This window comes from Ensifer adhaerens, assembly GCF_000697965.2.
Lineage (GTDB): Bacteria > Pseudomonadota > Alphaproteobacteria > Rhizobiales > Rhizobiaceae > Ensifer > Ensifer adhaerens.
In genome coordinates this window covers 1,105,198-1,121,680 of record NZ_CP015881.1, presented here as the reverse complement: position 1 = coordinate 1,121,680, position 16,483 = coordinate 1,105,198, and the positions used below count along the sequence as shown (strand labels likewise).

Below are 16,483 nucleotides of genomic sequence, written 5' to 3'. Positions count from 1 at the left end.
TTAGGCTTTTGCGCTCCGCTTCTTCAGCTGCTGTTCGCGGAAGAAGATGAAGAGGCCCGAGGCGACGATCAATGCCGCGCCGACGAGCACGGTCGGGCGCGGTGTGTCGCCGAAGAAGAACCAGCCGAAGACGACGGCCCAGAAGAGCAGCGTGTATTGCAGCGGGACGACGGTGGCGGCATCGGCGAGCTTCAGCGACCGATTGACGAGGATATGCGCAAGCATCGCGACGATGCCGAGCGCGCCGAGCTGCAATAGCGCTTCGCCATCGACCGGCGCCCAGCCGGAGGGATTGGCGGCAACGCCGACGAGCGAGAAGATGAGCGCGCCAACGATCTGCCAGAAGACCAGCGTCGTGTCAGGTGTGGAGCGGAGCGTGCGACCGAGCATGAGGGCAAATGCGAAGGCGGTGCTGCCGGCAAGCGCAATCAAGGCCGGAAGGCCGAGGCTTTCCTTGGAGGGCTCGAGCGCGATCAAGACGCCGGCAAAGCCGATGAGGATCGCCGTCCAGCGCCGCCAGCCAACCTTTTCGCCAAGCAGGAACGGCGAGGCCGCCGCCACATAGATCGGCGCCGCCAGCCAGTAGGTCATGGTATCGGCGAGCGGCATGTAGGCGACCGCGAAATAAAAGGCGGAAGCGTCGATGGCAAAGAGCAGCGAGCGAAGGGCCTGGAGGCCAGGGCGCTCGACCTGGAACATTGAGCGCAGGCCGCGCCTGAAAATGAAGGGCGACAGGAACAGAAGTGCCGCAACGCTTCGGATCACCATCAACTGGCTGACCGAGTAGGTCGCCACCAGCCATTTGCCCATAACGTCGTTTAGCGAAAACATCAGCATGCCCAAGAGCATGATGAGCACGCCGGTACGAGCGGCGTTCGGGGCGGTTATGGGAGCGGTGATCACGGTCATGTAAGTGCCTTCGATAAGTTGCCCACGCCATGCCACATTCATCGCGGCCGATCCATTGCCGAGTGCATATGGAACCATAAGTTTTGCGAATGAATCGGTGGCGACGCTTGGTGCGGCAGCCGGACTAAGACAGGGCTTGGTAACAACCGTTTGGCGATCCACCAGCAAAGCGAGTGGCGGCCCCCTTGACGTTCCGCCCGACACTGCTAATTAGTCAAGCGTGCCCGCCGTCCAGACATCGGATCGCGGGTCGAACACTGGTGCCGGGCCCCTCTGGCGAGAGTTTTTACGGCGCTCTCGTGATGTCGGTACCGCCAGCAAATTAGCCGGCGGATTAGCTCTCATGAAAACTGATCTCATGCCTCACGCATGTGCCCCTTCGGCCGTGCGCATTTCTGTTTTGAAACCTCATCTTTTCACCGAATCCGGCGTCGTCCGCGCGAAGGAGGCACGTCGATGAACCAGCCTCAATCGCATTCGAGCGCGCTCGGCTATTTCACCTGGGCCTTCATCGTCACGGTGGTCGGCCTTGTGCTCGGCGCCTGGCTCGGCTGGCAGTCGACCGGCACCATCGGTGGCATGGCCTCCGTCTTCTTCATCTGCACCGTGCTTGCGGTGCTTGAAATCTCGCTGTCGTTCGATAACGCCATCGTCAATGCCAACAAGCTCAAGGACATGACGCCCGAGTGGCAGCATCGCTTTTTGACCTGGGGCATCATCATCGCCGTCTTCGGCATGCGTATTGTCTTTCCGCTCCTGATCGTCGTCATCGCGGCGAAGATCGGCCCGATCGAAGCGATCGTTCTGGCGGCAAGCAAGCCTGAGGAATATGCGCGCATCATGAACGACGCGCATCTGCCGATAGCGGCCTTCGGCGGCACCTTCCTGATGATGGTGGGCCTGACCTACTTCTTCGACCATGAAAAGGACGTGCACTGGATCAAGTGGATCGAAACCAAGATGGCGCGCTTTGCGACCATCAAGGGTATCGAGATTGCGTTCGTTCTCGCCCTCATTCTCAGCTTTTCGACGCTGCTCGAACCGGCAGAGGTCCACACATTCGTGTATTCGGCGATCTACGGCCTCTTGACGTTCCTCGTGGTTGAGGTGGTCGGCGGTCTGCTTGATGCCTCGCAGCAGACCATGAATGCGGCGGCAAAGGGCGGTTTCGGCGCCTTCCTCTACCTCGAAGTTCTCGATGCCAGCTTCTCGTTTGACGGCGTCATCGGCGCCTTTGCGTTGACGCAGAACCTCTTCGTCATTGCGATTGGCCTCGGCATCGGCGCCATGTATGTGCGCTCGATGACGATCATGCTGGTTGAGAAGGGAACGCTCAACGAGTATCGCTACCTGGAGCACGGCGCGTTCTACGCGATCCTGGTCCTCTCGGTGGTCATGTACTTTCAGACGCTGGTCCACATTCCGGAAGTCATCACCGGCCTTGGAGGTGCTGCGCTCATCGGTATCTCGCTCTGGTCGTCCATTCGCCACAATAGGCGCGAACGCGAAATGGAAGAGGTGCAAACGCGGGATTCGCAGGAGCAACTGCGAGCCTGATCGGATCTCTTGACTTGATAATGAGCCCGGCGGGCATGTCCGCCGGGCCTATTCTTTATCGAGAGCAACTTCTCGAGGGGGATCGGTGGTTTTGCTTTGAAATGGCAAAATGACGGCGGGCACAGGACCAAGAAAAGCGTCATCCAACAAAAAGGCCGGGTTAAACCCGACCTTTCGTGATCGCACCATGCCGATGCCAGTACATCCGTGGTCAACGGCAAAGGGTACCTGTGCTCTCAATTCAGCCGTCGATCGCAATTTAAGCAAATCGGAAATCCTGATCGCCGTCCCAGTGATGCCGCCTAATCCTGCCGTCTCCCCACGAAGGCCATCTGAAGCGGTGGCGGGTTCTACGCCTGGCCGGCCCAAGGTTAAATAAAAGCACCGTAGATCAATCTGCCGGATCGAGCCCGTACAAAGCGTGCTGTGTCCTTCCAAGGTCAGCCTTGCGGCGGCTTATTTCCCACGCCGGCTACCTTTGGCTGCCGCCGATGTCTCTTCCGTTGGCGAGGGCGCCGGCAACGGTAAGCTCCGTCTAAAACCCAGAGGCGGGATCATCAAGTGTGCTCATTCCCGCTTCCGAGATCACAAGTCCTAACCGCCCACCGATAGCCTGACCAACCGCCCTGTGAACTAAGGTCAGTCGCTGAGGATGAAGGCCGGTGTTCGATCGACCGACTCCAAGGAATGCACGAAGCCATTGTGCGCGACAAGCGGCGCAAACACCGGTTCTTCAGGACCGCTGATGGGCCGCGGTAAGCGCGCTCAAGCCGGAGAGCGACACGGCGTGGCGGGTGGCCATCGCCCCCCGAGTTCCCTCAAAACGAAGCGCGCGCTGGCCGCTGTCACGCTGACGAGGCGGTGTTAACCAGGTGACGGAAAACTGTGCGGTGAAGGGGAATGCCACGGTCTCCACGCTCCCTTAGCGTTAGCGACGGCCTTTTCGGAGAGCCCTTAAAGAGTGCATCCGTGCCCTCGAAGCCGAACCACGGTCGCCCCTGCACGGGGCCAAGGCGATCGAAAATGTGGCCTCACCGCATGCGTGTAAGCACATCCATGTCCTGACATTGGAGGTCGCCGTAGGGCGCTATCGACATCGAGGACTTCCGACAGGCCCGGCCCGATCTCGTCGCCAGGGACGTCTCTTCAAGCGCTCTCCGCCAGACGAGGCCAGTTGATGTGGCGCAAGATCCCGGACTCTCCGCGTTCCGATCATGGTCGGTGTCGCCTTCAGCACGCCCGTCGAGACATGGCTCGGTTGTGGCAGACGCTGCCAGCCCATCAACCCTGTTCCGCACCAGCACCGAGAACAGGGTGTGACGGGCCGGCCTCCCGCGTCTGCCCCTGCCGCCTCGCCCTCGACGGAGGGGGCGAGCTGAAGGAGGCACCAATGACCACAGATCGCAGACGCCAAACACAAGTCGATATCTACGAGCGCGTCACTAACCAGATTATCGCCGCCATCGAGGCCGGCGCCGGTGACTACAGAATGCCCTGGCATCACGACGGATCGGCCATCACCACGCCCGTCAATATCGCCTCAAGCAGGACTTATCGCGGCGTCAACATCCTCTCACTCTGGGCTGCGGCGCACGCGGCCGGCTATCCCACCGGGATCTGGGGCACTTACCACCAATGGCAAGCGCTCGGCGCTCAGGTTCGTAAGGGCGAGCACGGCCACCTTGTCGTGTTCTGGAAGACCCACGATCGCGACAAAACGGATGACCAAGCCGACGATGCAAATCGTGACGAACCCGCCCGGTCCATATTTGCTCGCGGCTACTCGGTTTTTAATTGCGCCCAGGTTGACGGCTACACACCGCCCGAGAGCCCGGTCTTGCCGGAAGCGAAGCGGATCAACCGGGCCGAACGGTTCTGCGCGGCCCTCGGCATTGATATCTGCCACGGCGGCTCGCAAGCTTACTATCGCCCGGCTACGGATCAGGTACAGATCCCAAGGTTCGCGTGCTTCCGCGATGCGGTCGCCTACTACGCGGTGCTGCTTCACGAATGTGGCCATGCATCTGGCGCCAGCCACCGTCTCAACCGCGATCTCTCTGGACGTTTCGGCTCGGCCGCCTATGCAATGGAGGAATGCACGGTCGAGCTCCTGAGTGCAATGATTTGCGCCGATCTGGGCCTCAGTGTCGAGCCGCGTCCGGACCATGCCCGCTATATTGCATCGTGGATCGACGTGATGCATTCCGACAAGCTCGCCATCTTCACGGCTGCCAGCAAAGCGCAGGAGATTGCCGACTGGATGCATGCACAACAAGACACGCAAAATGAGGCAAGGGGCGCCGGCTAGGCGTCCCTTTCAAGAGAAAATGCCATGGATCATCACCTCGCGAGCGAAAATGCGAGGTGATGGGTGCGCCGACGGCGGCGGCAGGGGCGCGGTGTTTGAAATTGCCGGTTGCCGTCGTCGCGGCAATCGGACATTTGAGTTTTCTGAAGAAAGGCAGTCGGCAAAGCAAGTTATGCCGGCTCGCCGCATGACGGCATCTCTGTTGCTTAGCACCCTCTACCGATAAAAAGTTGCCGACAAGAAAGGGAGCTGTAGCCCATGGCGAAGTGCGCTTACGCTGTCCGCAGAATCTGGATTTGTTCGTGAACTCTGCGAACCGTCCGTTTCCCTTTGCGCCTTCCTTCATCATCTAAAAGCTTGCCACCTTTGTCCGAGCAAAGGCAACGCAGCCGGCATTCTGACGATCACGGCAACTGCGGCATGTCTCCCTCGGCAATGTACCAAATCCAAGGCGTCATCTCCGGTCGTGCCTCGATCATTTCCGTCAATGCCCGCTGGTAGTTCCCACCTGCACCGGCCGACACGATAAACATCGCAACCGGGCAGGGTCGCTGTTCCGGCAAGGTGACCGACACGATTGGTTGCTCGTGTGAGAGGTTGAAGCGTAAGCCTTTGACGAACTTGCGTCGCAGCCCTGCCAGTCTGTTCAGAAGATGGCGCTCATGGACGTTTTCGAGTGGGATCCAGTTCTCGTTCACCACCATCATCGCGACTTCTTCGACGGCTGCAACCCCGGATGCCGAAATCCCAAACGTCGCGATCATGACGAGGTGCAATTCGTCGTTCGCACGCCACAATTCAAGTTCCGTTTCGTATCTGGCGTTCAACCGCTTCCATGCTTGGTCTTCAAGCATGAAGGGAAAGGGCAGATGCCGCACCACGATCCGGTGTCCGACGCGTGCGGGGATGAACTCCTTTACTTCGGCAACAGCGATCATCAGTTTGCGCGGTCCTGTCCCGGACGCTTGCGCACCGCAAAGCGCGGTTACTCGGCGTGCGGCAATTGCTTCCTTGTCCTCCTGATGGAACGCCTCCGGCACAAACAGCATATCGCTCAGCTGTCCGCCGCGGGTCGTCATCTGCGACGCGGCATTCATGAGGCTCGTGCGAACCCGACCCCAGCCGCGCTTTCCAGTCCAGGAGGGCTGCCATTCGGTCAATTCTCCCATTTCCCACAGGTAGTGCAGCGTTGCGCGCAACGAGAGCTTCTGTGGCTCATTGCGGATGGCCGACTCTTGCGGACCTGCCGATCGAGATGCGGCCGCTCGTGGACCTTTCTTCGTCATCGAAAAATCGATCTTCAAGATTGCTCGCCCGTTCGCATCGACCTGGATCGCATTGCCGATCAAAGGCCCGAGCCCGGATAAATCATAGGGAGGTTCAAAGGATGGGCAAGCCGGGTCATGATTGCGCCCGGTAAGCGGCATGCGTTTGACGAGGTGTTGCTCATCGAGCCGCGCGATGTACATCGCAACCGGCGGTTCGTTGCACTGGCAATATGGCCGAAGCCCCTGTTCATAAGCACGTGGAAGAAGAGCCCGGAATTCGCTCGATGCCTCCTCGAACAGCCTGTCGCCGATCAGAAACCGTCGCACATTGAGCCTCCGCTTCCCATTCAATAGGCCCTAAGGGTCAGTGACGATGTAGCATGGATTTTTCGGTTATACGATCACAAAAACGATAGTATAAAGTGGATGGGATAGCGCCCTATGCTGTCGCCACGGAGATGAAGGCGGTGCCAAAAGTAAATTTCTCGCCGCAGCATTGGCAAGCGTCTTCATGGATGCGACGTCGATCCACCTTCACTTGGCGCTGGCTTTCATCCCATTCCCTGGAGCACGATAATTGGAAGGAAAGCATTCGTCGCTACTGAAAACATAACGATTCCTAGCGCTATCGGAGGCTCGGCGACTTGCCGGGTCGCCGAGGGCCCGTGCTGCTGGATCGCAGCAAGGCTTTCAAACGCGCTGCAATCGGAGCGCCATAGCGACCTTTGCGAATCGATGAGATTGGGCGGGGCCGAAGTCGCTCCAGCTCCGGGACATAATCGGGGAAGCAACCACAGAAATGGGCAATCGGCGATGTCACCCGGCCGGCAGCGAATCCGTCTGGCTCAGTCGATGTGGGGTATCCCGCTTCGTGCTGATTTCGAGGTTACGAGCGAACATGGGTCGATGAGCAACCTCGACGCAAAGATGGTTTCCTCACATGTCAAAAGAACAAGGAGAAATTTTTCGCCGGAGCGATCGGCTGCCTGGCGAACGCGAGGGGCGTGACCTCGAGCCGTAACTCCTGGCCGCGCGGTACGACGTCGGTCGCTCAGGACGGTGGATGGCAATTGGCGCGCGTCTGACGCGGCAACGCGGCTAGGGGCAGCATCGTTGAAGTTCGTTTGTCGATCCCGGCGATGGCCGGGTCGGGGACTTGCAATCCAGTTTGCGTGCGATGTGGTCACCGCGACCGCGCAATGTGCATCCGAGAGATCTGGCGGCAGTCCGTGCTGCTCGCTGCTTGCAATGGGCAGAGACCGGGACGGGCGTATCGTAGGGCGGCGTGCCCAGTTGAAATGTGCCGCGGTCTTATGAGGTGCCGGACGGGTGGCCTGAACGGTCTGTCGCCGCCGTCGGTTGCACTAGATCATTCCCTCTTCTACATCGCCCTTTAGCCGACCGCCTGCCTTTCCGGTCAACCCCTGAAGGGGTACGTCTCACCCGAATATTCTGCAAAATTCCATTTTTGGATCACTGGCTGGGCACCGGGTGCTTTCCTCCAGCAAGCGTGACAAACGCGCACGCGCTTTTTTGAGCAGAACATGGAATTTAGCAGAATATTTGTGCGAGATGACCGCAGCAGATCGGCCGTCTCCTCGCGCGCTATCGGGAATGGTCCCGAGCAACCGAAGGAGACAATACCATGGCCACCACGATCGCAGCTCTCACGCAGAAGACCGATGGCACTCTCGAAGGCGTTTTCGCCACCATCCGAGTGAACGCCCCGATCGCTATCGTCCCCAACGCCAACAAAACGAGCGAAGAGGCCCCTGACTATCGCGTCATCCACCGAAAGACCGGGTTCGAGATCGGCGCGGCGTGGAACCGTATCGCCCGCCAGACCGGAGAAGAGTACCTCTCCGTGAAACTGGAGGCTCCAGAGATCGGCGTGATCTTCGGCAACCTCGCACAGGCTCCCGGCGGCGATCCTAACCGCAAGGTGATCATCTGGAATAACCCAAACTAAGCCACCAACGCCGGTCCCGATCAATCGGGACCGGCACCCACTCGTTCTGAATGCGACCGATCCCGAGCGGGATGCCCACTTTCGTACCTAGAAGCAGGTTCGGGCATCGAGCCCGCACCTGTTCTTTTACCCTGCCACACGAGATGAAAAACTATCTGCTCAGGTCGCCAAGTCTGCCGCGAGAAACCGTGCCGCCTAAAGGACGAGCGGTCCCCCCGAAATGCTCCGCATTCCGGCTCCCCACTCGCCGGCTCCGCCGGTCGCATTCGCGATCCTTGACCCGGCCCAATTCTCGCGGCCGGCGGCGTCATCTTTCCCAACAGCCAAGGAGATGACGAAAATGACGGTTGCACTGGAAGCCCACATCGAGGAATTGCGCCGCGAGCTGAACTGCTGCGACCCGGCCGAACGCGCCCAGATCCAGGCCGAACTGGAACAGGCGTATGCGGAGCTTGAGGTCATCGTAGCCGAGCTCGAGGGCCGCGTCAGCAGCGAGCCTCCCTTCTAGGGAGGCTTTCGCCAGGCTCGCATTTACGGCAAATCCAAGAATATAGCAGATCGCCAACCCGCGCTCGGGTTCCTATGCGACGAGCGATTTTTCCCGGAAACTTGGTCAGTAACGATCACCCAGGGCGACAAGCCGCGCTCGGTCGGAACCATCGAAACCATTTCCAACAGCCTCTTTGCGGACTTCGTAAGTGCCGTCGACGTCTTTATGGTCGAGGACGAGCGCTTGCCTGAATAATTCGACGCAGGCAAACCTTGCCGATGGTTCGCTCTTCAGGCCAAACAGGTCCGCACACCAGTTGCCGAAAGATCGGACGTTCCGGGTTGGTGAACGGCTTCGAGAGCATCGGGTAGAGCAAGCGCGTTCAAGCGCAGCACACACTCACTGCGATTGCTTTAAGCTACATCCCGCTCGATTTTTCCACCGCGCTCGAACCCGATTTGGACCAGAGCGAAAATTGCCAGATGGGGAACTTGTGCGTCGACCTTAAGATCCTTGCCAAGGGCGCGGGGTCGGCAAGGACTTTACCGCTCGCGTCACGAAGACAACTCGGGCTCGTATCGGCGGTGCTGACGTCACTCGAGCCGGATGTCGGCCGGGGCAATAAGCACGGGTAATTGTTGGCTTGGCTTGGAAGGTTAAATCCGGACAAAGCGGTTTGCCTTGGCTGCCTGATCCATGTCCTTCCGCCGAAAATATATCGCGCGCCCGCAGCGGATTGGGCTATGACCTTGCACGATAATGATCTGCTCGTCTTTGCGCATCGACTGCGTGATCTCGTGCGGCATGATCAGCGGTCGGCGCTGGAGATTGACGCTTTCGGATAGGCGCGTTCCCGCGTTTTTTGGGCCCCAGCCAATGACGCGTGAGCCTGTCTTCACCTCGACGGTCATCTCGCCGCATTGGGCCGAGACGCTGCGGGCCGTGTCGAGCGCTTTAATCGCGGCATAGCTGGCAAAGGCGCAGCCGTCGATCCACGACGTCGCGCCATCCCTCCCGAAATGCCGCTCCAGTTGTCCGACCGATTGGTACATAAGCATCATGGAGATTCCGTACTTTCGGCCGCGATCACGCGCCTCTTCCAGCACCCGCATGTAGCCGAGCAGATCGACCTCATCGAGCATGAACAGCGCACGGCGCTTGAAGGTGCCATCGGCCTGCACCATTGCGTTGATCAGCGAGCCGATGATCACGCGGGCGATACCCGGATAGGAGCGCAGGATCGATGCCGGAATATTGATGAACACGTCATTCTTGCCCGCTACGATGTCGCTCGACCTGAACGCGTTCCCGCAGACAAGCGCCGCGTAGCTGTCGAGCGACAGCCATTGCGTGTCCTTAGAGGCCGTGGAATAGACGCCGCTGAAGGTCTGCTCAGTCATGTTGGTAAAGACGCCCAGCGTTTCGCGGATGAAGGCCGATCCCGAATGGTCCTGGATGTCGCGCAGCATGGCGAGCACAGAGGGTTCTGGCTCGGATACGATCTGCCGGAGACTGCGTAAGTTCCGTCGCCCATCATATTCGGGCGACAGCATGACATGGGCGAGCAGACCGGTCAGCAGATTGTGTGCCTGGTTCTGAAAGTAGGAGCCAGTCGAACTTTCAAAGCGCACGCTCTCCGACAAAAGCATGTGAGCAATGCCGACGATGTCCTCTTCCTTGTGCTTCGATTTCTCGATGCCGTCGAGTACGTTGAAGCCCATGATCGGGCTCGTCGGATCGAGCACCATCACCTCGCGGCCGAGCGCGCGGGTTCTATGCTCGACCACCATTGGCGCGACCTCAGTCGATGGATCGAGGCAAATCAGCGGCCCGGTGTAACGCAGCGCCGTGGGCACGACGTTGCTGGTGGTCTTGTATCCACCTGACCCGGCAAAGAAGAGCACGTGCGTTGAATCGAAATCCTGTTTGTAGGTCAGCAATGATGCCTTGCCGCCCTGGCCCCATGTTGCTGGATCGTTCGGATCGAAAGGTAATTGATGAACGACTTCCTTGTCGACCCGGTAACGCTCGCCAACGACGATCTCGCCATCAGGCGGAAACAGCTTTCCCGCCGCGGCCATCGACAGCCAGTTCGCGTCCCCGAAGATCCCGCGCTTGGCTCGCTTCACCGGTACTGGAACAACCGTGGAGATGCGCGCGCCCACCGCCACCGCCAGGAAGCCGGCCACCAAGCCAATGACGGCGACAATGTCGAGATAGGAGAGTGCCCGGTCCCACGAGACCGCACCGCTCGCCACGTACGGCGCGAGCCGACCGAACTCGCGCAGGACATAGAAGCCGGCCACGAGCAGAAAGCAGACAAGATTCACTATCGCGATCGACCTTCGCCGGTGCAGCGGCAACGCACAAACGGTCAATAATCCGACAACCGGCCCAAGCAACAACGCGGGCAGGGGCGAGGCTCGTAGGAACCAGTATGATGTTTTTCCAGATAGCTCGCCGGCAAGCTTCGGCCAGTGCCAGCCGACGATGTAGACGGCGAAGGCGGTGACGGCAATTGGCACCAGAACGAGCAGCAGGCTGGGATGCAGTCTTTCCTTTAGTGCCACTTCGCCGCCTCCTCGATGTGAGATGATCCTCTATCACGCGAAGTCGCCTTGAAGGCTTGCTCACCGATATCGCGCAGCCGCCGATGCTCGTCGGTGCCGGGCACGACGCTTGCCAGTTCCGTTAGGCCGCCAAGCAGAAACGCTCGGTCGGCCCCCGCGAGACCCGCTCTGACGACGATGCCACCGAGCAGGAATTTCTCGCGGGCCTCTCGTTTGCGATTATTCGTCATGAGAAACCTCCGCCGTCGTTCCAGACCCGCCACCTGGCTGTCGACGCGACGAAGCTGTTGCGCCAGCAGTCCCCTTCTTTTCCTCTTTGCGAAATCGCGCGGCAATCTGTTCGAAGACCGCGTCGAGTTCTTCCTCCGTGATCTCCATTTCCGCCAATCCCGTTTTTGTCGCGGCGCGCGCAAACCGCTCGGCGGATTTTACGATTAGCGTTCGTCTGCGCTCGCGCAGCTTCTCGATCTGGGCATCGATATCAGAGAGCGATGATTTTACGGCCATTCCAGCGTCCCTCGCGTCGGAGCAATCTCACGGCGATAGTTATACTATCTATTTCGTGATAGTAAAATAGGATAGGTTGCATCACCCTGAAAAAGCCGCAGCCGGAATTTCGGCATCGGCCGTCTTTACGGAAGAGCGGCATCGGCCCTCCGGTCCGATCGGTTTGAGGGCGCAATATACGTCGCTGGCGCGACGTGCTTGAAAGCTTCGGAGACAGTCGTGGCGATCATGTTCGTCAGAGCGCAGGTGATCAGCAGGGGAGGGGGGCGCAGCATCGTCTCGGCCGCCGCCTACCGCCACCGCGCCCGGATGACGGACGAGCAGGCCGGGACGTCCTTCAGCTACCGTGGCGGCGCGTCGGAGCTGGTGCATGAGGAGCTGGCGCTGCCGGACCAGATACCTCTCTGGCTGAAGAGAACAGTCGACGACAAGACCGTCGCGGAGGCCAGCGAGGTGTTCTGGAATGCGGTCGATGCGTTGGAGGCGCGGTCGGACGCGCAGCTTGCGCGGGAATTGATCATCGCGCTGCCCGAGGAGCTGACACGGGCGGGGAATATCGCGCTGGTGCGCGAGTTCGTCCGAGACAATTTGACGTCGAAGGGCATGGTCACAGACTGGGTCTATCACGATAAGGACGGCAATCCGCATATCCACCTGATGACGGCGCTCAGGCCTCTGACGGAGGAGGGGTTTGGGCCGAAGAAGGTGCCAGTCCTGGGCGACGACGGAAAGCCGTTGCGTGTCGTTACACCGAACCGGCCGAACGGCAAAATCGTCTACAAGCTCTGGGCCGGCGACAAGGAAACCATGAAGGCATGGAAGGTCGCATGGGCGGAAACGGTCAACCGCCACCTGGCGCTGGCCGGCCATGAGATCCGTCTCGATGGCCGCTCCTATGCTGAGCAAGGCCTCGATGGGATCGCCCAGAAACACCTCGGCCCGGAGAAGGCGGCGCTCGCGCGCAAGGGTGTCGAGATGTATTTCGCGCCCGCCGATCTAGCGCGGCGGCAGGCGATGGCCGACCGGCTACTCGCGGATCCTGCGCTTCTCCTCAAGCAGCTCGGCAACGAACGTTCCACCTTTGACGAGCGCGAAATCGCCAAGACGCTGCACCGCTATGTCGATGATCCAGTGGACTTCGCCAATATCCGCGCGCGGCTCATGGCTTCGGACGACCTCGTGCTGCTGAAGGCGCAGCAGATCGACACCCAAACGGGCAAGGTGACAGAGCCGGCGGTGTTCACAACGCGGGGGATCCTGCGCATCGAATATGACATGGCGCAGTCAGCCGAGGTTCTGTCGATGCGAAAGGGCTTCGGCGTCTCCGGTGCCAAGGCCGCCGCCGCCGTCCGAAGCGTCGAAACGGCCGATCCCAAAAAATCCTTCAGGCTCGATGCGGAACAGGTCGATGCGGTACGTCATGTCACGCGCGATAATGCCATTGCGGCGGTCGTGGGGCTTGCCGGCGCCGGTAAGTCGACACTGCTTTCGGCGGCCCGCGTCGCATGGGAAAGCGACGGCCGACGGGTGATCGGCGCGGCCCTAGCCGGCAAGGCCGCGGAAGGGCTGGAGGACAGTTCCGGGATCCGGTCGCGCACGCTGGCGTCCTGGGAGCTTGCCTGGGCCGGGGGGCGCGAAACAATGGAGCGCGGCGATGTGCTCGTCATCGATGAGGCCGGCATGGTGTCATCGCAGCAGATGGCGCGTATCCTCAGGGCTGTGGAGGACGCAGGCGCAAAAGCCGTGCTGGTCGGCGACGCGATGCAACTGCAGCCGATCCAGGCGGGTGCGGCGTTCCGGGCAATCACCGAACGGATCGGCTTCGCGGAACTTGCCGGCGTGCGGCGGCAGCGTGATGTCTGGGCGCGCGATGCTTCCCGTCTCCTGGCGCGCGGCAAGGTCGAAGAGGGCCTTGATGCCTACGCGCAGAGGGGCTGCATTGTCGAGACCGAAACCAGGGCCGAGGTCATAGACCGCATCGTTGCCGATTGGGCCGACGCCCGCCGGGACCTGCTTCAGAAATTTGCCGTGGGCCGGCGTCCGGGACGTCTTCGCGGCGACGAACTGCTTGTGCTTACTCACACCAACGATGACGTTCGTAAGCTAAACGAGGCCTTGCGCAAGGTCATGATCGACGAGGGCGCGCTTACAGATGCGCGCCAATTCCGGACGGCACGTGGGCTTCGTGAGTTTGGCGCGGGCGACCGGATCATCTTCCTCGAAAACGCCCGCTTCCTTGAACCACGAGCAAAGCGGCTTGCTCCCCAATATGTCAAGAACGGCATGCTTGGCACGGTTGTTTCATCCGGCGACAAACGCGCAGACGCGCTGTTGACGGTACATCTCGACAATGGCCGGGACGTCGTGATCAGTGAGGATAGCTACAGCAATGTCGATCACGGCTACGCCGCGACCATCCACAAATGTCAAGGCTCGACCATCGACCGAACCTTCGTGCTCGCCACCGGGATGATGGACCAGCATCTGACCTATGTGGCGATGACCAGGCATCGTAATCGCGCCGATCTCTACGTGGCGCGCGAGAACTTTGAACCGAAGCCGCAATGGGGGCGTAGCGCACGTGTCGATCATGCAGCCGGCGTCACCGGTGAATTGGTGGAGACCGGGTCGGCCAAGTTCCGGCCGCAAGATGAAAACGCCAAACACAGCCCCTACGCCGATGTGAGGACGGACGACGGTACCATTCATCGACTTTGGGGCGTGAGCCTGCCAAAGGCACTTGAGGAGGGTGGAATCTCGACAGGCGATACTGTGAGGCTCCGCAAGGATGGCGTCGAAACGGTCACGGTAAGGGTGCCCGTCACTGATGAAAAGACCGGCAAGAAGCGTCTTGAGGAACGTCAGGTCGAACGCAACGTCTGGACTGCAACCCAAATCGAAACTGTCGATGCGCGCAAGGCGAGGATCGAACGGGAAAGCCGGCGGCCGCTTGTGTTCAAACAGCTTGTTGAGCGCCTCGGACGATCCGGCGCCAAGACAACGACGCTCGATTTCGAAAGCAAGGAAGGCTATCGGGAGCATGTGCTTGATTTTGCCCAGCGGCGTGGCATCGACACGCTCGCCCGGGCCGCTGCGGAATTGGAGGAGGGCGCGGCGCGGCGGGTGGCGTGGCTTGCGGAGAAGCGGTCGCGGTTGGCGAAGCTCTGGGAGCGAGCGAGCATAGCGCTCGATTTTGCGATCGATCGGGAACGGAGCGTCTCGTATAGCGAGGAGCGCAGAGTATCCTTGGTTGCCGGCATCCCGGTGGGCGGAAACTATTTGATTCCACCGGCCACCGAGTTCGCCCACAGCGTTGAAGAGGATGCGCGTCAAGCGCAGCTCGCCTCGCAACCGTGGAAGGAGCGCGAGGAAATACTCCGGCCGGTGCTGCAGAAAATCTATCGCGACCCGAGTGGCGCGCTGTCGGCGCTCAACGCTCTGGTAGCAGGCGCAGACGTCGAGCCGCGCAAGATTGCCGAAGATCTTGGCCTTGCACCCGAACGCCTTGGCCGATTGCGCGGCTCTGACCGCCTGGTCGATGGCCGCGCCGCTCGAAACGAGCGCAACGAAGCCGTGGCCACATTGTCGGAGCTGCTGACTTTGGCGCGCGCGCAAGCAACCGAGTTCCGCAGGCAGGCGGAGCGCTTCGCCAGCCGCGAGCAACAGCGGCGCGTCCATATGGCATTGTCCATTCCCGCGCTTTCGAAAAAGGCGATGGCGCGTCTCGTCGAAGTCGAGGCGGTCCGAGAGCGCGGCGGGGTTGATGCCTACAAGACGGCCTTCGCCTATGCCGCTGAGGACCGTTTGCTAGTGCAGGAGGTAAAGGCGGTCAACGAGGCGGTGACCTCGCGCTTCGGCTGGTCTGCATTCACCGCCAGGGCCGATCCGATCGCCGAGCGAAATGTTGAAGAGCGGATGCCGGAAAATCTCGCCACTGAGCACCGTCAAAAACTGGTGCCCCTGTTCGAGGTGATCAGGCGTTTTAGCGACGAGCAGCATCTCGCAGAAAAGCAGGATCGCTCGAAAATCGTTGCCGGCGCAAGCATCGAGTTCGGAAATGAAGTAGTGCCCGTGTTGCCCATGCTTGCCGCCGTCACTGAGTTCAAGACACCCGTCGCCGATGAAGCGCGGGAAAGAGCGCTTGCCGTTCCCCATTACAATCATCATCGCGCCGCGCTCATGGATGCGGCGACACGCATCTGGCGCGATCCCGCCGGCGCGATCGCCAAGATCGAGGAGCTCGTCGAAAAGGGTTTTGCCGGCGAGCGGATTGCCGCAGCCATCACCAACGATCCGGCCGCTTATGGCGCACTACGCGGCTCCGGTCGCATAGTGGACAAGTTGCTTGCTGCCGGCCGGGAGCGGAAGGCCGCGCTTCAGGCTGTGTCGGAAGCCGCAAGCTGTGTCCGTTCTCTCGGAGCGTCCTATGCCGCGGCGTTTGAGGCCGAGACCAAGGCGATCGCCGCAGAGCGCCGGCATATGGCGGTCGCCATTCCCGGTCTGTCGCGGAAGGCTGAGAATGCGCTGCGGCAGTTGGTGGCGGAGAAGAAGAGGGAGGGCAAGCTCGAAGCCGCCATGGGTCTGCTCGATCAGCGCGTCGCCCAAGAATTCACCGCCGTTAGTCGGGCGCTCGACGAGCGCTTCGGTCGCAACGCCGTCCTGCGCGGGGAGGAGGACGTCATCAACCGTGTGTCGCCGGCGCAGCGCAGCGCCTTCGAGGCGATGCGAGATCGGTTGCAGGTCTTGCAGCAGACTGTGCGACTGCAACGCAGCCAGGAGACCGTTTCGGAGCGTCAGCGGCGCGTCATCGAACCCGTCCGCGGTATTACCGCAGAGCATTGAAGAAAGCACAGCGAGAAGGGCAAGGCTGAATAGGAACCCGCTTACGACGTGATCATCCGGACC

At 60.6% G+C, this 16,483-nt stretch carries 10 protein-coding genes; 5 read left to right on the top strand and 5 right to left on the bottom strand.

Translation table 11 applies throughout. From position 1 onward, the window contains the following. A complete protein-coding gene (locus tag FA04_RS24780; protein ID WP_034800294.1) occupies positions 1–909 on the bottom strand; it encodes a DMT family transporter in 909 nt (302 codons plus the stop codon). Between the two features lie 456 nt (positions 910–1,365). Between FA04_RS24780 and FA04_RS24775 the strand changes: the two genes are divergently transcribed. Then, complete coding sequence (locus FA04_RS24775) at positions 1,366–2,466, top strand: DUF475 domain-containing protein (RefSeq protein WP_034800249.1); 1,101 nt, start codon at positions 1,366–1,368, stop codon at positions 2,464–2,466. A 1,390-nt stretch (positions 2,467–3,856) separates the two neighbouring features. Then, entirely contained in the window at positions 3,857–4,774 is a 918-nt protein-coding gene (locus FA04_RS24770; protein ID WP_034800247.1) for an ArdC family protein, read from the top strand. A 404-nt stretch (positions 4,775–5,178) separates the two neighbouring features. Here the strand turns inward: FA04_RS24770 and FA04_RS24765 are convergent, their stop codons facing one another. Then, on the bottom strand, positions 5,179–6,369 hold the full coding sequence (locus FA04_RS24765; RefSeq protein ID WP_034800244.1) for a DUF1173 domain-containing protein: 1,191 nt from the start codon (positions 6,367–6,369) through the stop codon (positions 5,179–5,181). Positions 6,370–7,687: 1,318 nt separating this feature from the next. Here FA04_RS24765 and FA04_RS24760 point away from each other — a divergent pair. Further along, complete coding sequence (locus FA04_RS24760) at positions 7,688–8,011, top strand: DUF736 domain-containing protein (RefSeq protein WP_034800240.1); 324 nt, start codon at positions 7,688–7,690, stop codon at positions 8,009–8,011. A gap of 340 nt (positions 8,012–8,351) precedes the next feature. Next, entirely contained in the window at positions 8,352–8,519 is a 168-nt protein-coding gene (locus FA04_RS35690; protein WP_167550717.1) for a hypothetical protein, read from the top strand. Positions 8,520–9,157: 638 nt separating this feature from the next. Here FA04_RS35690 and traG read toward each other — a convergent pair. Genes traG through FA04_RS24745 form a run of 3 tightly spaced genes read right to left on the bottom strand, consistent with a single transcriptional unit; the run spans position 9,158 to position 11,578 of the window. Beyond that, positions 9,158–11,071: a Ti-type conjugative transfer system protein TraG gene (gene traG / locus FA04_RS24755; RefSeq protein WP_034800238.1), complete on the bottom strand. Its 1,914-nt coding sequence runs from the start codon at positions 11,069–11,071 to the stop codon at positions 9,158–9,160. Beyond that, complete coding sequence (locus FA04_RS24750; protein WP_034800236.1) at positions 11,062–11,301, bottom strand: conjugal transfer protein TraD; 240 nt, start codon at positions 11,299–11,301, stop codon at positions 11,062–11,064. Before FA04_RS24750 ends, traG begins: the two co-directional genes overlap by 10 nt. Further along, positions 11,291–11,578, bottom strand: coding sequence for a TraC family protein (locus FA04_RS24745; RefSeq protein ID WP_034800234.1), 288 nt, complete (start codon positions 11,576–11,578; stop codon positions 11,291–11,293). The genes FA04_RS24750 and FA04_RS24745 overlap by 11 nt, the downstream gene beginning before the upstream one ends. Before the next feature lie 219 nt (positions 11,579–11,797). Here FA04_RS24745 and traA point away from each other — a divergent pair, with 219 nt between their 5' ends. Continuing rightward, complete coding sequence (gene traA, locus FA04_RS24740; protein WP_034800232.1) at positions 11,798–16,420, top strand: Ti-type conjugative transfer relaxase TraA; 4,623 nt, start codon at positions 11,798–11,800, stop codon at positions 16,418–16,420. Positions 16,421–16,483: the final 63 nt, after the last annotated feature.

Coding starts and splice junctions, on each gene's coding strand:
- FA04_RS24775 (WP_034800249.1), top strand. CDS start 1,366: ATGAACCAGCCTCAATCGCATTCGAGCGCGCTCGGCTATTTCACCTGG.
- FA04_RS24750 (WP_034800236.1), bottom strand. CDS start 11,301: ATGACGAATAATCGCAAACGAGAGGCCCGCGAGAAATTCCTGCTCGGT.
- FA04_RS24770 (WP_034800247.1), top strand. CDS start 3,857: ATGACCACAGATCGCAGACGCCAAACACAAGTCGATATCTACGAGCGC.
- FA04_RS24780 (WP_034800294.1), bottom strand. CDS start 909: ATGACCGTGATCACCGCTCCCATAACCGCCCCGAACGCCGCTCGTACC.
- FA04_RS24760 (WP_034800240.1), top strand. CDS start 7,688: ATGGCCACCACGATCGCAGCTCTCACGCAGAAGACCGATGGCACTCTC.
- FA04_RS24745 (WP_034800234.1), bottom strand. CDS start 11,578: ATGGCCGTAAAATCATCGCTCTCTGATATCGATGCCCAGATCGAGAAG.
- FA04_RS35690 (WP_167550717.1), top strand. CDS start 8,352: ATGACGGTTGCACTGGAAGCCCACATCGAGGAATTGCGCCGCGAGCTG.